Source organism: Streptomyces sp. NBC_00286 (assembly GCF_036173125.1).
Taxonomy (GTDB): Bacteria; Actinomycetota; Actinomycetes; order Streptomycetales; family Streptomycetaceae; genus Streptomyces.
Genome location: NZ_CP108054.1, coordinates 8,636,120 through 8,653,105 on the forward strand (window position 1 = coordinate 8,636,120; position 16,986 = coordinate 8,653,105).

General features: G+C 71.5%; 14 protein-coding genes. 9 read left to right on the forward strand and 5 right to left on the reverse strand.

Annotated features, from left to right (window positions below; all coding sequences use genetic code 11):
• Nucleotides 1-361: 361 nt before the first annotated feature.
• Both OHT21_RS39070 and OHT21_RS39075 read right to left on the reverse strand, forming a co-directional pair.
• On the reverse strand, nt 362-1,711 hold the full coding sequence (locus OHT21_RS39070) for an MFS transporter (protein ID WP_328772975.1): 1,350 nt from the start codon (nt 1,709-1,711) through the stop codon (nt 362-364).
• Nucleotides 1,712-1,772: 61 nt separating this feature from the next.
• Nucleotides 1,773-2,540: a glycerophosphodiester phosphodiesterase gene (locus tag OHT21_RS39075; RefSeq protein WP_328772976.1), complete on the reverse strand. Its 768-nt coding sequence runs from the start codon at nt 2,538-2,540 to the stop codon at nt 1,773-1,775.
• Nucleotides 2,541-2,721: 181 nt separating this feature from the next.
• Here OHT21_RS39075 and OHT21_RS39080 point away from each other — a divergent pair, with 181 nt between their 5' ends.
• Entirely contained in the window at nt 2,722-4,221 is a 1,500-nt protein-coding gene (locus OHT21_RS39080) for an SCO1417 family MocR-like transcription factor (RefSeq protein ID WP_328772977.1), read from the forward strand.
• Nucleotides 4,222-4,624: 403 nt separating this feature from the next.
• Here the strand turns inward: OHT21_RS39080 and OHT21_RS39085 are convergent, their stop codons facing one another.
• Together OHT21_RS39085 and OHT21_RS39090 are read right to left on the reverse strand one after the other, a co-directional pair.
• On the reverse strand, nt 4,625-6,262 hold the full coding sequence (locus tag OHT21_RS39085) for a hypothetical protein (protein WP_328772978.1): 1,638 nt from the start codon (nt 6,260-6,262) through the stop codon (nt 4,625-4,627).
• Between the two features lie 33 nt (nt 6,263-6,295).
• Nucleotides 6,296-6,490, reverse strand: coding sequence for a hypothetical protein (locus OHT21_RS39090; protein ID WP_328772979.1), 195 nt, complete (start codon nt 6,488-6,490; stop codon nt 6,296-6,298).
• Between the two features lie 312 nt (nt 6,491-6,802).
• Here OHT21_RS39090 and OHT21_RS39095 point away from each other — a divergent pair, with 312 nt between their 5' ends.
• From OHT21_RS39095 to OHT21_RS39115, 5 genes are all read left to right on the forward strand, one after another.
• Nucleotides 6,803-7,195: an ankyrin repeat domain-containing protein gene (locus OHT21_RS39095; RefSeq protein WP_328772980.1), complete on the forward strand. Its 393-nt coding sequence runs from the start codon at nt 6,803-6,805 to the stop codon at nt 7,193-7,195.
• Nucleotides 7,196-7,494: 299 nt separating this feature from the next.
• A complete protein-coding gene (locus OHT21_RS39100; RefSeq protein ID WP_328772981.1) occupies nt 7,495-8,913 on the forward strand; it encodes a HEAT repeat domain-containing protein in 1,419 nt (472 codons plus the stop codon).
• Between the two features lie 252 nt (nt 8,914-9,165).
• Entirely contained in the window at nt 9,166-10,290 is a 1,125-nt protein-coding gene (locus tag OHT21_RS39105) for a glycosyltransferase family 4 protein (protein WP_328772982.1), read from the forward strand.
• A complete protein-coding gene (locus OHT21_RS39110) occupies nt 10,287-11,480 on the forward strand; it encodes a glycosyltransferase (RefSeq protein ID WP_328772983.1) in 1,194 nt (397 codons plus the stop codon). Before OHT21_RS39105 ends, OHT21_RS39110 begins: the two co-directional genes overlap by 4 nt.
• A complete protein-coding gene (locus OHT21_RS39115; protein ID WP_328772984.1) occupies nt 11,477-12,334 on the forward strand; it encodes an SGNH/GDSL hydrolase family protein in 858 nt (285 codons plus the stop codon). Before OHT21_RS39110 ends, OHT21_RS39115 begins: the two co-directional genes overlap by 4 nt.
• Before the next feature lie 155 nt (nt 12,335-12,489).
• Here the strand turns inward: OHT21_RS39115 and OHT21_RS39120 are convergent, their stop codons facing one another.
• Nucleotides 12,490-13,311, reverse strand: a complete 822-nt coding sequence (locus OHT21_RS39120; RefSeq protein WP_328772985.1) for a putative hydro-lyase — start codon at nt 13,309-13,311, stop codon at nt 12,490-12,492.
• A gap of 188 nt (nt 13,312-13,499) precedes the next feature.
• Between OHT21_RS39120 and OHT21_RS39125 the strand changes: the two genes are divergently transcribed.
• The 3 genes from OHT21_RS39125 (at nt 13,500) to OHT21_RS39135 (ending at nt 16,874) form a co-directional block, all read left to right on the forward strand.
• Nucleotides 13,500-14,198, forward strand: a complete 699-nt coding sequence (locus tag OHT21_RS39125) for a GntR family transcriptional regulator (protein ID WP_328772986.1) — start codon at nt 13,500-13,502, stop codon at nt 14,196-14,198.
• A 95-nt stretch (nt 14,199-14,293) separates the two neighbouring features.
• On the forward strand, nt 14,294-15,796 hold the full coding sequence (locus OHT21_RS39130) for a hypothetical protein (RefSeq protein ID WP_328772987.1): 1,503 nt from the start codon (nt 14,294-14,296) through the stop codon (nt 15,794-15,796).
• 193 nt (nt 15,797-15,989) lie between these two features.
• Nucleotides 15,990-16,874: a hypothetical protein gene (locus OHT21_RS39135; RefSeq protein ID WP_328772988.1), complete on the forward strand. Its 885-nt coding sequence runs from the start codon at nt 15,990-15,992 to the stop codon at nt 16,872-16,874.
• The last annotated feature ends 112 nt before the right edge of the window (nt 16,875-16,986 follow it).

Here is a 16,986-nt window from a genome sequence, read left to right on the forward strand (position 1 = left end):
TGTCGCCCACAGGACAGGTGTCGCTGTCGTCGTCATCCGGTCAACGTCCGGTCGGCGGTAAAGATTCCCGTTGCGGGTCATGCGTCGCCGTCGTAGCCGCCCCTTGTTGTACCCACCAGCGCCCGGTTTGTCACATCTGAGAGCAGATGTCACCCACCGTTTTGGCATCTTTGACGCGCAGTAACGGTACGCCTGGCAGGCCAAACGCGTACACTACCGGCCTTTGGCCCCAGGTGCTAAATCGGTGACCGGCGCTCCGCTGGAAATGCGGTTCGGAGGCTGCGGGCCGTCCGTGGCTGGTCGCGCAGTTCCCCGCGCCCCTGACGGGGCGCGATACCACTCTGGACCTCGGCAAACCTGCTCAGATCCGGTCCGGAACCGGGTTGCCGGCATCCCGCACGGCCTCCCGCACCGCTACCCGCGCGAGCAGCACGAATCCGATGACGAAGAAGGCCACGAGCGAGATGATCGCGTCCCGATAGCTTCCGGTCAGCTGGTATGTGAGACCGAACACAAGCGGGCCCAGCCAGCTCATGCCGCGGTCGCTCATCTCGTATGCCGAGAAGTACTCGGCCTCTTTGCCGGGCGGCACCAGATGCGAGAACAGCGAGCGGGACAGGGCCTGGCTTCCGCCGAGTACGAGTCCGATCCCGGCGGCGAGCACGAAGAACCACAGGGACGAGCCCGCGGGCAGGAAGTAACCCGCCCCGATCGTCACCGTCCACGCCACGAGCGAGCCGAGAATCGTGCGCTTCGCGCCGTACGTACGCGCGAGTCGGCCCATGCCGAGTGCCCCGCCCACCGCCAGCAGCTGGACGAGCAGCACCGCGACGATGAGGGTCGACTGGCCGAGGTCCAGCTCTTTGGAGCCGTACACGGAGGCCTGTGAGATGACCGTCTGGATGCCGTCGTTGTAGACGAGATAGGCCAGGAGGAAGGCGAGTGTCCGGGGCTTGCTCCGCATGTCCCGCACGGTGGCGGCCAGTTGACGCCAGCCGTTCGCGGACGCCCCCTTCGGAGACGTAACGCGGCGGTCGCGCAGCCGCTTGAGGGGTACGAGGGTGAAGGCGCCCCACCAGATGCCTGCCGAAGCCAGGCAGATGCGTACGGCCATCGCCTCCGATATGCCGAAGCTGTCGTGGGCCGTGAACAGCACCAGGTTCGCCACCAGAACCAGCGCGCCTGCGGCGTAACCGAAGGCCCACCCCCTGGACGAGACGGCGTCGCGTTCCTCGGGCGGGGCGATCTGTGGCAGATAGGAGTTGTAGAGCACCATCGAGACGGCCACCGAGGCATTGGCCACGATCAGCAGGAAGCCGCCCAGCAGATAGCGGTCGCCGTCCAGGAAGAACATGCCGGTGGTGGCCGCGGCGCCCACATAGGCGGCGGCCGCGAGCAGCGGCTTCTTGCGCCCGGTACGGTCGGCCGCCGCGCCCGCCAGCGGCATCACGAAGATCGACAGGATCACGGACGCGGACACGGAGTAGGCGAAGAAGGAACCCGCGCGAACCGGGATTCCCAGGGGGTGCACAAAGCCGTCGGCGTCCGCTGCCGACTCGGCGACCGACGTCAGGTAGGGACCCAGGAACACCGTCAGGACGCTCGTCGAATAGACGGAGCAGGCCCAGTCGTAGAAGTACCAGCCGTGTTGTTCGCGGCGCCGCCCGGCCGCGTCGTCGGCCGCCTCCGTCCGCACGGTGTCGGTGCCCACCCGTGCCCTCGCTTCCCCGTCGCAGTCCCCGTACGCGGACGCCGCGCGGTGCGCCGGGCGGTCAGACCCAGGTGCCGCGGTCCTTGAGGACACCGCGCAGTGTCTCGATGTGATCGGTCATGATGCCATCGACTCCGAGGTCGAGGAGACGGTGCATCCGCTCGGGCTCGTTGACGGTCCACACGTGGACGTGCAGCCCGCGCGCGTGGGCGGCGCGCACGAAGCGGTGGTCGACCACGGGGACCCCCGACTGGGACTCGGGCACCTGCGCGCAGACCGCCGAGCGGCGCAGCGCGGCGGGGGCGCCCCACGAGCGCAGACGCAGCCCCAGGACGCCCCGGGTGCCGTACGAGGTCGCCAGCCGCGGCCCGGCCAGGCGCTGGACGCGGGACACGCGCGCCTCGGAGAAGGAGCCGACGCAGACGCGGTCCCAGGAGTTGGTGCGGGCGATCAGGTCGAGCAGCGGGTGCAGGGCGGGTTCCGCCTTCATGTCGACGTTCCAGCGGACGTCGGGGAACGTCTCCAGCAGCTCCTCGAAGAGGGGCACCGGTTCGGCACCGGCCACGCGCGCGTGCCGTACGTCGTCCCACAGGAGGTCCGCTATGCGGCCCGCCCCGTCGGTCACCCGGTCCAGCGTCGCGTCGTGGAAGGCGACGAGCCGGCCGTCGGCGGTGGCGTGCACATCGGTCTCGATGTACCGATAACCAGCCTCGACCGCGCGCCGGAACTGGGCCACGGTGTTCTCCAGGCCGTCCGCCGCCCCGCCCCGGTGGGCGAAGGCGATCGGACCGGGATGGTCGAGATAGGGATGGCGTATCCGCGTGGTCACCCGCGCAGTATCGCCCGCTTCGGTTGACCCGCGGCAACGACGGTGCTGCCACCCGCCGAGGGACCGGCGAACACCAGCAGGCGTAGCTGCTGGATAGTGCTAGTGGCCTGATGCATGGCACTCTGTGGCTTGGTAGTGGAATGCTAACCGTGGCCAATTCGGGGAAGGTGGACTGAGAATCATGGCGCAGTGGACTTCGGCGGTCGGTGCCGCACAGCTGGCACGGCTGCTCAACTCGCAGCAGGAGCGCCCTGCCGGTCCCGGTACGCGGCGCCCGCCCGCCTATCGCGCCCTCGCCGACGGCATCCGGCTGCTCGTGCTCGAAGGACGCGTCCCTGTAGCCGCGCGATTGCCGGCCGAGCGCGAATTGGCCCTCTCCTTGTCCGTCAGCCGCACAACCGTGGCCGCCGCCTATGAGGCGCTGCGCAGCGAGGGGTTCCTGGAGTCCCGTAGGGGAGCCGGGAGTTGGACCGCCGTACCGGCCGGCAATCCGCTGCCCGCCCGCGGCCTCGAACCGCTGCCGCCCGATGCGCTCGGCTCCATGATCGACCTCGGTACCGCGTCCCTGCCCGCGCCCGAGCCCTGGCTCACCCGTGCCGTACAGGGCGCCCTGGAGGAGCTGCCGCCGTACGCCCACACGCACGGCGACTATCCGGCCGGGCTGCCGGCGCTCCGCACGACGCTCGCCGAGCGCTACACCGCACGCGGCATTCCCACCATGCCCGAGCAGATCATGGTGACCACCGGCGCCATGGGAGCCATCGACGCCATCTGCCACCTCTTCGCCGGACGCGGTGAACGGATCGCCGTCGAGTCGCCCAGTTACGCCAACATCCTCCAGCTGATGCGGGAGGCGGGAGCCCGCCTGGTGCCGGTCGCCATGGCCGAGGGGCTCACGGGCTGGGACGTGGACCGCTGGCGGCAGGTACTGCGCGACGCGGCGCCCCGGCTCGCGTACGTCGTCGCCGACTTCCACAACCCGACCGGCGCGCTCGCGGACGAGGACCAGCGGCGGCGGCTCGTGGACGCGGCACGGTCGGCGGGCACCGTACTGGTCGTGGACGAGACCATGAGCGAACTGCATCTGGACGACGGGCTCGAACTGCCGCGCCCCGTCTGCGGTTTCGACCCAGCCGGGTCGACGGTCATCACGGTGGGCTCGGCCAGCAAAGCTTTCTGGGCGGGTATGCGGATCGGCTGGGTGCGGGCGGCGCCTGATGTGATCCGTAGCCTGGTGGTGGCACGCGCGTACGCCGATCTGGGCACTCCCGTCCTGGAACAGCTGGCCGTGAACTGGCTGCTCAGCACCGGGGGCTGGGAGCAGGCCGTGGAGGTGCGCCGCGGCCAGGCCCGCGAGAACCGCGACGCGCTCGTGGCCGCCGTACGCCGTGAGCTGCCCAGCTGGGACTTCGAGGTGCCGCACGGCGGGCTCACCCTGTGGGTGCGTACCGGAGGGCTGTCGGGCTCGCGTCTGGCCGAGGCCGGCGAGCGGGTGGGCGTACGGGTGCCGTCCGGGCCGCGCTTCGGCGTGGACGGCGCCTTCGAGGGCTATGTGCGACTGCCGTTCACCGTCGGCGGCGCGGTGGCCGACGAGGCCGCGTCCCGCCTGGCCGCGGCTGCCCGCCTGGTGGAGACGGGAGCGAGCGGGGCGACGGAGACGCCGCGTACGTTCGTGGCGTGACGCTTCGGGTCGGGTGTCTTGTCTTGTGACGCCGGGTGTAGGGGCTCGTGGCGGGCTCCGCGCGTTCAGGCCTCTCGTGGTGTGGCCCCGGGCGTCTCGTGGCGGGCTCCGCGCGTTCGGCTCTCTCCTGGCGCGGACCCGCGCGTTCAGGCCGTTCATGGGGTGGCCCTGCGCGTTCAAACGGTTCGTGGTTTGGCCTCGCGTCCAGTTCTCTCGTGGTGCGGCCCGGCGCGGCCATGCCTCTCGCGTCGTGGCCCCGCGCGTCGAGTTCTCTCGTGGCGCGGACCCGCGCGTACACCGTTCGTCGAGTGATCCAGCGCGTACAGGCCTCTCGTGGCGTCGCCCCGCGCGGTCGGACCCCGCGCGGCGTGAACCCGCGGACCCGGACCTCCGCCGCGACCCGTCAGCCTTCCGCCGTGACCTTCGTGACCTTTGCGCCCGCCTCGGGACCCGTACGGTCTCCCGCCGTGACGTCCGTGACATCCGTGACGTCGGCGGGCTCCGGGGGCTCCGCGGGCTCCCCGTCCCCCGCGGCCGTGCGCTCCGGTAGGAGGCTAAGGACCGCCTGGCGGTGCGCCTCGCTCGTCGCCTCGTCGTACGGGTCCGGGGTCGCCGGAACCTGGAGGCGGTGCACCGGGCCCGTGCCGAGCCGGGCGTAGCCGCGTCCGGCGGGCACGGTCGGGGTGGGTGTGGTGGACGGACGCGTCCCGAGCACCGCTTCGAGCTGCGCGGCAGAAGCCGGGCCGAGCACCACACGCGCGCGCGTGTGCTGACGTACTGGCTCGATGAGGCACTCCATGCCGTCGAACTGCTCGGCCACCACCACCGTCACACTGGCCGCACGCCCGTGCCGCAACGGCACCTGGAGAAGGGACTGTGGATCCCGGCGCCCTTCTGTCGCCGCCAGCTGCCCGAGCACAGTCGGGCGATCCAGGAGGAGCCAGAGTGGACGCCGGGTGTCCTCCGGCGGGGGCTGGCCCGCCTGACGGGCCCGGTTCATCGCGATGAGGCGCCGCTCCGTCTCGTGCGCCGCCCACTCCAGAGCGGCCAGGGCACCGGTCAGTTCGCACTCGACGGCCAGTACGCCGGCGCGGCCCACGAGGCACGCGTACTCGCCCGCGCCGCCGCCCTCGACGATCAGCGCATCGCCATGCCGGAGGGCCTGCAGAGCGATCGACCTCAGGAGGGTGGTCGTACCGCTCCCGGGACCGCCGACCGCGAGAAGATGCGGCTCCGTCGAGCGCACACCGGTGCGCCAGACGACCGGCGGAACGTCGCGCCTGCCCGTACCGGAGATGACAGGGAGCGTCCGCTGGACGCCCGCCGGGTCGGTGAAACCGAGCACCGTCTCGCCCGGAGCCGTGACGAAGTGCTGAGCGCCGATGTCGACGGGAAGCGGCGGCAGGGCCGTGACGGCGAGCTGGTTGCCCTCCTCGTCCCACTCGAAGCGGTACTCCCGGCCACGCCCCGACTTCGTGTGCAGCAACTGCTCGATACGCGCGCGGGAGGCCGCCTCGCCGTCCGTGAAGTACGCCGGGTAGCGGATCGTCAGCTGCGAAACGCGGCCGGTGCCGTCGAACGCGTACGAGACGAAGGCCTTCGACCAGTCCCCGCCATGGGTGAACAGGGGAGCGGGGTCCTCGGGGACCGAGAAGTACGGGACGAGCGCCTCGTAGAGCGACTCCAGGCGCTTGGTCTGCGCCTCGTCGGGGCCCGCCGGCCGGGACCCGGTGCGGTCCCGGCCGTGCCAGGCGGCAGCCGCCATGATGGTGATCGTGGCGAGCAGCGGCCCGAACGGCAGGAAGGCGACGACCAGCACGATCGCGGCCAGCAGGAACAGCAGCGGCCCGCGCCGGTCCTTGGGGGTGCCGGACCATCTGTGCCGCCCCGCCGTCGCCAGCCGACGCAGTCCTCGGGTGATCGTGATCAGCGGGTGGAGAACGTCGGTGGCACTCTCGGCGGCCGATCGGGCCAGCTCCCGGCCGCGGACGATCCGGTCGCTGCCGTTGCTGAGAATGCGGGGGAGAGGGCGCCGGGCCACTGCTGTCTCCTGACGATGCGCGCGGAGGGGGCGTTAGAACTTGATGCCGCCGAGGATGCTGGCCAGGCTCTCGCCGCCCGCCTTGATGCTGGGGGCAACGGCCGTGCTCGCCAGATAGAACCCGAAGAGCGCGCACACCAGCATGTGCGAGACCTTGAGGCCGTCCTTGCGGAAGAAGAGGAACACGATGACGCCGAGCAGGACGACACCTGAGATGGACAGGATCATGATGGTTCTCCTGGTCGATTGGGACGTCGATAGGGACAGTCACCATGAGTACTTTCAGGGTCACAGCATGTATCCGTAGGACAAAAGGCGCAACTAGGTGAATTTCCCCTTCGTTTCGCCCTGATGGTCCTGGACCAGCGGACACCTGGGCATCAGAAGTCGGCCGGCGGCTTCGCGGTGATCTCCGCCTCGGCCGGGACCGGTCATGTGGCCGGTCAAGCCAGTACGCTGGCGAATCACTCGTACGGACGCACCGCTCATGGCCGTACGACCCGAAGTCCCCGAGTTTGCGCAGCGAGAGGTGGTCCGGCGATGAGTGAAGCCCCCGACCCCGAGGTCGTGGAGCTGGCGACCAGGATCTTCGATCTTGCGCGCCGGGGGGAGACCGATGCGCTTGTCGCGTATGTCGACGCGGGCGTCCCGGCCAACCTCACCAACGACCGCGGCGACTCCCTCGTGATGCTCGCCGCCTACCACGGCCACGCGGAAGCGGTACGTGCCCTCCTGGAGCGCGGCGCCGAGGCCGACCGCGTCAACGACCGGGGTCAGACGCCGCTCGCCGGAGCGGTCTTCAAGGGCGAGGATGCGGTGGTCCGGGTCCTTCTGGACGCCGGCGCCGACCCTTCCGCGGGCACGCCGTCCGCCGTGGACACGGCACGGATGTTCGGCAAGGCCGAGCTGCTCGGCCTGTTCGGAGTGAACTGAAGCACCACCCTGACCAGGCGCAACAACGATTTTGGGGGAGGCGGTACCCAGCCGCCGGAAATGCGGTCGCGGTAGCGAGAACCGCTGGGTCATCATGACGTCGTGATTCACGGACGCGATGGCTGGGCAGGTGTTGCCGCACCGCGCGGGCCGTGATGCGGCCCTTACGGGCACCGACGAGAGGCAGAGGAAGATGGTCTACAGCAAGCAAGAAACGACGGGCGTCCCGACGTGTTGTCACGCGACCAGGTAAAGCACGATCCCCGGTTGCGCCGACGCTTGATGTGAGGCTGTTTCCCATGTTCGATCCGGTCATAGCGCCCAGCGGTACGCTGCTCGGCCTGCTCCAGAGGGGCCGCGGCGACGGCACGCTGCACGCGCTCACCGCACCGCGCCCCGAGGCGCTCGCCGCGCTGAACGCGTGTGTGCTGCACGACCCCCGCCACGACTGGCAGGTGGAGAACCGCTCCCTGTACTACGCCCGTCTCTATCTCGATCTGAACGGCGAGCTGGACGAGATCGAGGCCCACCTCTTCGACACCGAGGACATCCTCGACACGGACGAGTCACGCACGGGCCTCGCGCTCGCCGTGCTCGGGCATCTCGCCTCGTACGGCAGGCGGGACGCGCTCGAACTGCTGCGGAGGTATGCCGCCCGCGGCAGCAACTGGGCCTGGGCCCTGGACGAACTGGCGCTGCGCGACGACGACGCCGGACTGCGCGCCCTCGCGGCGCCGGTCCTCGCCAGATTCCCGGCAGACCCCGAAGGCGAGGCCGAACTCGCCGCCGCCGTGCGCGACGCCTTCGAACCCCGGCCCTGGCGATTGTGGGCCGAGGACCCCCGCGCATCCATCGCCTCGCGCGTGCGTGCCGCCCAAGAAGCGGGCTCCTTCGACCGCTGGCAGCGGCAGATGCGACCCTCCGGGCCGCGACCCGACTGGAGCGTGCGGGCCGTCTTCGAATGGGCCCAGCAGGGCGTCGAACGCGGAGCCGCGCTCCATGTTCCGGCCGCCCGCTGCCTGACCGCCGTCGCAGGGCCCGAGGACCGCGCGGAGATCATCGACGCGGCCCGGCACGGCGACGACGGCGCGCGCTGCACGGCCCTGCGCTATCTCGCCGACAGTCACGATCCCGACGTACTCGACCTGATCGAGGCCGCTCAGGTCGCCGGTTCGCGGCTCGTCGTGGACGCCGCCGTGGATGCCTTCGAGCGAATGCGCAGCGTCGCGGCCGTGGAGCGGGCGCGACGGTGGGCGCACCGGCCCGACGCGCTCGGTCAGGCAGCGGGCCGCGTGCTCGCCTGCCGGGGAGGCGCACAGGACAGCGAACTGGTGCTGGGCGCCCTGCGCGAGGCCGTACGAGGGGACGGGCCGGACGCGCCGACCTTGTGCACCCTCGTCGATGGCACCGGACGACTCGGTATCGCTTGCGCCGCCCCTGTGCTGCGCCACGTCTACCGGGAGACGGCCTCATCGCATCTGCGCGGGCGCACGGCTCGCGCGCTGGCGGCCACCGATCCGTCCTTTCCCGCCGGGTTCGCCGTCGAATGCCTCTGGGACTGCGAGGAGACGACCCGGGAAGTGGCCGCCCGGCACGCCGAGACCGGTGACGCCCGGGTGGTCGACCAGCTCCGTCGGCTCGCCGCCGATCCGGCCGAGGAGGCCGAGGTGCAGACGGCGGTCCGCAGCAGAATCGGCCCGGACACGACCGCTGTGTGAGGGCTGGAGCGTCCACGTGATGAAGGCTGGAGCGTCCATGTGTGAGATCGGGCGCCTCCGCGGCGCGGTGCGGGATGCGACCGTCGTGTGAGCGTGTTGTCGCCCGCCCGTAGCCCGTTGGTACGAGGCTGGATGCCGGGGCGTGACCGGGTTGTGATCCGGGGGCGCACGCAGCGCAACGCTCATGGGACGTTCCCATTCCGGAAAGATCCACGTTGACGCGGCCACGTCCAGCACGACGACAACACGGGTATGCGTGTCGTCATCGTGACCGAGTCCTTTCCCCCCGACGTGAACGGCGTGGCCCACTGCGCGCTCCAGACCGCCCGACACCTCGTCGACCGCGGTCACGCTCCCCTCGTCGTCGCCCCGGCCACCGCCGCCGGCAACGGGCCCGACGCCCTTGCGCCGTGCCCCGTCGTCCGAATCCCCTCCCTACCGCTCCCCGGCTATCCCCAGGTCCGCGTCGCCCTCCCCAGCCGCCGCGTCGCCGCCGCCATCACCGAACACCGCGCCGACCTCGTCCACCTGGCCAGTCCCTTCGTCCTCGGCGTCCGCGGAATGGCGGCCGCCACCCGGCTCGGCATCCCCGCTGTGGCCGTCTACCAGACCGACCTCGCCGGATACGCCCGCACCTATGTGCACGCGGGTGAGGCCACCGCCTGGCGGCGCATCCGCTCCGTCCACGCCGCCGCCGACCGGACGCTCGCCCCCTCCAGCGCGGCCCAGCGCGACCTGGAGGCGCACGGTGTGCCCCGGGTGCGACTGTGGCCGCGCGGCGTGGACACCGTCCGGTTTCGCCCGGAACACCGGGACGACGCACTCCGCCGTGAACTCGCACCGAACGGCGAGCTGATCGTCGGCTACGTCGGTCGGCTCGCCCCCGAGAAGCAGGTCGAACTCCTCGCCGGGGTCTGCGGGCTGGACGGCGTACGCGTCGTGGTCGTGGGCGACGGCCCCAGCCAGACCAGCCTGACCGGGGCCCTTCCCGGAGCAGTCTTCCTGGGACGGCGCACCGGCGACGAACTCGCCCGGATCTTCGCCTCCTTGGACGTCTTCGCGCACACAGGCCCCTTCGAGACCTTCTGCCAGACCGTGCAGGAGGCGATGGCGAGCGGTGTCCCCGTGGTTGCCCCCGCCGCGGGCGGGCCGCTCGACCTGGTGGCCCACGGGCGCACCGGACTGCTCGTCCCGCCGCGCGACGAGGACGCCGTACGCGACGCCGTGGCGGCGCTCGCCGCCGATCCCGCGCTGCGGGCCGCGTACGGCGCCGAGGCGCGCCGTACCGTCGAGGGCCGCACCTGGGCGGCCGTCGGCGACCAGCTCATCGGGCACTACGCCGATGTGCTCACCGGCCGGACGGCGGTGGCGGCATGAGCGACTCGCTGCGGATCGTCCGGCTCGCCAACTTCGTCGCCCCCGCCTCGGGCGGTCTGCGGACCGCGCTGCGGGAGTTGGGCGCCGGTTACCGGGATGCTGGGCACGAGCCGGTGCTGATCGTGCCCGGAGAGCGCGCCACGGACCGCGAGACCGAGCAGGGCCGCGTGATCACCCTGTCTGGACCGCTGCTTCCCGGGACCGGTGGCTACCGCGTGCTCACCGACAAGAAGCGCGTGGCTGCCCTCCTGGAGGAGCTCGCGCCCGACCGGCTCGAGGTGTCCGACCGTACGACGCTGCGCTGGACCGGCGTCTGGGCGCGGCGCGCCAGGGTGCCCGCCGTGATGGTCTCTCACGAGACCGCCGACGGCGTGCTGCGCACCTGGGGCATGTCCGAAGGCATGGCCCGGCGGGCCTCCGACGCCCTCAACCTCCGTACCGCGCACCACTATTCACGCGTGGTGTGCACCACGGAGTTCGCGGAGCGCGAGTTCGTCCGGATCGGCGCCCGCAATGTCGTACGCGCCCCGCTGGGCGTCGACCTGGAGGGCCGGCACCCCTCGATGCGCGACCAGGGGCTGCGTGCCCGGCACGCGCGCGTGGACGAGACCTTGCTGGTGATGTGCTCCCGGCTGTCCGTCGAGAAGCGGCCCGGCACCGCGCTGGACGCCCTGGAGGCACTGCTGCGCCGGGGGGAGCGCGCGGTGCTCGTCGTCGCCGGAGACGGGCCGCTGCGGGCCCGGCTCGAACAGCGGGCGCGGGAGCGGCGGTTGCCGGTCACCTTCCTGGGGCATGTGGGCGACCGCGCGCTCCTGGGCGGATTGCAGGCCTCCGCCGACGTATGCCTGGCCCCCGGGCCCGCCGAAACGTTCGGGCTCGCGGCCCTGGAGGCGATGGCCTGCGGCACGCCCGTCGTCGCCAGCGCGTCCTCCGCGCTCCCAGAGGTCATCGGCTCCGCCGGAGCCACCGCCGCGGACAACGGAGAGTCGTTCGCGGACAAGGTGCGGCTGCTGCTGGACCGCCCCGAGAGCGAGCGCCGGGAGGAGGCACGCGCGCGTGCCTCCTGTTTCAGCTGGTCGGCCGCTGTAGAGGCGTTCCTCATGGCGCACGACGCGGCCGTACGCGTCGATCGGGCCTCGTCACAGGCGGGCACCTCCTCCGCGCGAACGGCCCGGGAGGGCGTGGCATGAGACCCCTGCGGTTCGTGGCGTTGGGGGACTCCCTCACCGAAGGAGTGGGCGATCCCGTCGGCGAAGGGTGGCGCGGCTGGGCCGCACTGCTCGCCGACGGGCTCGCCCCTGCCGACGCACCCGCACAGTTCGTCAACTTCGCGGTCAGCGGCGCCCAGACGCGTGACGTCCTGGAGCGCCAGACCCCTGCCGCGCTGGCCGTACGGCCGGACGTCGCCTCGGTCGTCATCGGCGTCAACGACACCCTGAGGTGCACCTTCGACATCCACGCGGTGGCCGCGCGGCTGGACGAGGTGTACGCGGCGTTCACCCGGCAGGGGGCGATGCTGCTCACCGCCTGCCTGCCCGACCCCGGCGGGATGCTGGGGCTGCCCGGGGCGCTGGCCCGGCCGCTCGCACGCCGCCAACGGGCCGTGAACACGGTGGTGCACGCGCTCTCCGAGCGGTACGGCGCCGTCCACCTCCACGCCGCGGAAGGGGCGTGGCTCGAGGAGCGCGCCATGTGGAGCGCGGACCGGTTGCATCCGGGCGAGCGGGGGCACCGGCAACTCGCCGTACGCTTCCACGCGTTGCTCGCGGAGGCGGGCATCGCGACGGGGTACGCGCCTTCTGAGCAGCCCGAGTTCCCCGTGCCCACCCGCTCGGCGAGCCTGTGGTGGATGGCCACCGCGGGTACGGGCTGGGTGGCCCGCCGCTGCACCGACCTCCTGCCCCAGCTCCTCACCCTCGCAGCCGACGAGATCCGCCATCGCGCCCGCGGCACCAGCGCCCGCTTGGACCTGAGCGCGTCTCATGCGGTGGCGTCGGCGCTGGCGGCGCTTTCGGTGACGACGGAACAGCCCGACGTGGCGTAACGCTCGGCGGGCTGGGCGGTTCGTAGGCGCGGGTCCGTCGGGGCTGGTGGGCTCAGGCGACGGAGTCGCGCGATCTCACGGTCCCACGCTCCTGAATTTCACAGTCCCGTGCCCCTGTGAGTGCGCGGTGCGGCGCCGGACTTCGATTCCTCGCGTCAGGCCACGCGGTACTGCTCGTCGCGGGCGTCGGTGATGAACATCTGGCCCGGTGCGTGGGTGATCGCGAACGGCGGGCGTGAGGCCATCACCGCGGCCTGTGGCGTCACCCCGCAGGCCCAGAACACCGGGATGTCGTCGGGGCCGGCGTCCACGGGATCGCCGAAGTCGGGGCGCGCCAGGTCCTCGATGCCGAGCCCGCCCGGCTCGCCGCAGTGGACCGGGCTGCCGTGCACCGCGGGCAGCAGACTGCTCTCCCGGATCGCAGCGGCCAGGTGCGCGGGCGGCACCGGGCGCATCGACACCACCATGGGGCCGTGCAGCCGCCCCGCGGCACGGCACGGACGGCTCGTCACGTACATGGAGACGTTGCGCCCCTGCTCGATGTGGCGCAGCGGCACGCCGGCCTCGGTCAGCGCCCACTCGAAGGTGAAGCTGCACCCGATGAGGAACGACACGAGGTCGTCGCGCCAGTGGTCCAGCACGTCCGTGGGCTCCTCCACCAACTCGCCGTGCTCCCACACCCGATAGCGCGGCAGATCGGTGCGCAGATCGGCGCCCGGAGCGAGGACGGTGGTCCAGGAGCCGGTGTCGGTGACGTCGAGGACAGGGCAGGGTTTCGGGTTGCGCTGGCAGAACAGCAGCATCTCGTACGCCCAGTCGGCGGGCACTGAGATCAGGTTGGCCTGGGTGTGGCCCGCCGCGCAGCCCGCGGTGGGGCCCGACAGGCCCGTACGGAAGAGGGCGCGCGCCTTGCGGGGGCTCCACGCGTGCGCGTGCTCGTCGAGCGCATCCTGGTGCCGGAGTTGAGTGCGGTTCACAGGATCTCCTTCGTGCTTCAGTGCTGATGAGCCGTGCCGTGCGGAAGCGCTGGGGTGCTGAACCGGCGTGCGAAAGCCGTCGGTGCCGGGGCGAGCGGGCGGCGCCTATTCCAGCAAGGTAAAGGATCGTTGAACAATCCCTCAATACCTGTGTTGTTTCGTTCTTGTGTCTGCGGTTGAATCCGGGGATGGCCGAACTGAACGGACTGGCGGACGATCGCGCACTGTTGGGACGCACCAGCACCGCGGAGCGGGTATCGGACATCCTCAGGAACCGGATCGCCGAGGGCTTCTTCCCGCCCGGCACCCGGCTGTCGGAGGAAAGCATCGGCGGCGCCCTCGGCGTTTCGCGCAACACCCTGCGCGAGGCGTTCCGCCTGCTCAAGCACGAACGCCTGCTGATGCACGAGCTCAACCGCGGTGTCTTCGTACGGGTCCCGACCGTCGAGGACGTCGAGGACATCTACCGCACCCGGGGCCTCGTCGAATGCGCCGTGGTCCGAGGTCTCGGCAAGCCGCCGTTCGCCGTGGACGGTCTCGCGCGGGCTGTCGCGGACGGGCAGGAGGCGATGAGTGAGAAGGACTGGAAGGCCCTGGGTACGGCCAACATCCGCTTCCATCGGGAGTTGGTGGCGCTGGCCGGAAGCGCCCGCACCGACGAGCTGATGAGCGGGGTCTTGGCCGAACTCCGGCTCGCCTTCCACCTGGTGGACGACCCACGACGGCTGCACGAGCCGTACCTCGCCCGCAACGGCCAGATCCTCAGGGCCCTTCAGGACGGCGACAGGGATGAGGCCGAGCAACTGCTCGCGGCTTACCTGGCCGATTCGCGCAGGCGGGTCGTGGAGGTCTACGGGCAACGGGTGGCGGAGAAGGAACTCGGGTGACGCGGGCGCCCTTCTCGGGCGGGAAACTCGGGTGACGCAGGCGGCCTTCTTGGGCGTTTGGGGCGTTGTCAGACCCAGGATCTAGTCTTTGCATCGTGACTTCGCCTGCCTCGACGGACCGTGTTCCGCCCCAGCTCAGCGCGGGGCCGCGCCCCGCACCGGGCCCGGCCGCCGACGAGGGGCTGGCGCGGCGCCTGCGCGCGCTCGCCTGCACCGCCCCCCTGCACGACCTCGATGTGCGCAAGGCGAACCTCGCGGGGGAGTACTCCGTGTACGGCATGGCGGAGGTCGCCCTCGCCGCCATCGACCTCGTCACGCTGAACATGGACTTCGACACGGGCGCCGACCACGACCAGATCGTGGCCAGGCTCATCCCGCGCATCGCCGCGCAGGCCCCGCGCCGCCCCGTCGCCGAGCACGAGCGGGTAGCCCACTGGGTCCTGGAGAACCTGATCAACGTCGGCAGCGTCGACCGCGGATTCCGGGCCGTATACGGCACGTTCACGCCCGACGGCTCCTATGTGCGCCGCGACTACGACTTCAAGCTGATCGAGGAGGTGCCGGGCCACGGAGGGAGCGTGTATCTCCGTACGACGGACGAGGCGGTCAACGTCCTCGTGGGCGCCCTCGACACGGACGTCACCAGCGCCCAGATCGCCGCCGAGGTCAAGCTGGAGGTGCTGATCAGCCGCGGCAGGCTCGCCGACGCACAACTGGCCGCCGAACAGGCCCGCTACCGGACCGTGCAGTACTCCGAGACGCTCCGCAAGGCCCTGGACGCGACGCGGCGCAACGTCCGCGCGGTGGACTGGCTGCAGGCCGTGCCCGACATGATCGCCGAGGCCCTCGACCACGTGGCCGACCGCTACCGCCACGAGAACGCGATCCTCACCAATATCCGCAAGGCCCGCGACGAGTCCGAGGACCCCGACCACAAGCGCCGCGCCGCCGAGCTCGTCGACATCGTCAAGGACTGCATCCGCCGCCATACGCAGCTGCAGTCCCGCCTCCTGGAGGCCGGCCCGCTGTTCCGCGCCGAGCAGGACCGACAGGCCTTCGCCGCGCCCATGGCGACGTCGGGGATCGACCTGTACGGGCACCTTGTGGCGCCGGTGCTGCCCCTGCCCGTGGAGCAGGCCCTGCGCGTGACGGACGCGTTCTTCGCACGCGGGACGGGACTGCGCACTCCGGTGTCCGTACGGGTCGGGGACTTGGTCGACATACTGCTGACGCCCCCCATGGAGCGGGAGCATCTCGGGGCGGAGATGCCGGAGCCGGATCTGATCGCCACGCCGGACGACAGCCGGTTCAGCGAGGAGCAGCTGGCTGCCGCCATGGAGTTGCTGGACTTGCCGACCGATGCGCCGCGGCGGTTGTCCGGGCTGCTGGATGAAGCCCGGCGCCAGGATCCCGAACTGCCCTACCTCGTAGCGCTGTTGGCCGTGCACGCGGCCAGTCCGCCGGTGGGGACCGCCTATCGGCAAGGGGAGGAGAAGTTGTTGTTCTCGGTCGATGACGGGACGGAGCTGGACGACTCGGAGTTTGGTGGGGCCGATTTGATCGTGGGGACGGCGACGCTCCATTTGGAGGGCCGGTGAAGCGCGGATTGTTGCTTGACTGCGGGCCGTCGGTGGCTTGTCGCGCCCACGATGGAGGTCTCCCCGCTCATGGGGGTCCCCCCGCTCGAGCGAAGTCGAGAGTGGGGGAGGAGCCGCATATGTCACAGCCCCGCGCCCCTAGAGGGGCGCTCGTCCCCACCCCCGCTCATCAGATCCCCGAGGAGCCGAAGCCGTGACCGAGCACGTCGAGTGGAGTGAGCCGGAGGCCGTCGCCGCCCCGGCGTCCGCCGCCGTCACTCCTGCCGACGCCGCCGACGCGGCCCGGCTCGTCGCCTTCGGGCTGCAGCCCAAGCTGCAGCCCGCCCGCGACCAGGAGTACGCCGAACTGCTGCGGCGCTATCGCGAGGACCCGGCGTTCGCCCGGCTCGCCGACGCCGTTGCCGCGGGGCTCGGGCTGGTCGTGCTGGAGGTGTCCCCACGCGCGGGGATGGCGGTGACCGCGGCCGAGGACTCGGTGTTCGCCGTGCGCATGGGGGACTACGCGCGGCGGGCGTCCGCGGACGCCGGGGACAGGTTCCTGCACGGGCTCGCCCATCTCGCTGTCGCCGCGATGGCGTTTCCACGGCCCGAGGACCTCGCCGACGACGGCTACATCGGGCGGGTTTCGGTCAACGGAGTGGACGCGTTCGTACGGCAGGCCTGCCGGCGCCTGGAGGAGCGGGCCGAGGAACAGGGGGAGAACACAGACCCGGCCACCGACGCGCCCGGCCTCGAGGCGGCCTGGCGGATCTGGGCCAGACGCAGCGCGACCGGGGCGACCAAGGACGCGCGACGCCTCGCCGGTTCGACCACCGGCATAGTGGGCAAGGCCGTGGCGTTCCTCACCGACTCCGGGTTTCTGCAGCGCACCGGGGACGACGGCGGAGGGACATACCGTACGACCGCCCGCTACCAGCTCCAGGTGCGCGACATGGCGGGCAGCGCCGCCATGGCGGCGCTGCTCGAGCTGGGCATCGTGCCGGTCACCGACGGCACCGCGACCCTGCTGCCCGCCGAGGACACCGACGACCTGGAGCTGGCGGCCGACGCGGGGCTGCCGTTCCACTCCAATCCTTGACGCCGCCTCCTGACCTCGACGACCCCTGACCTCGACGACCCCTGACCCTGACGTCTCCTGAACTCGACCATCTCCGACTTCGACCACGCCCGACCCCGACCGAGCCCAACCC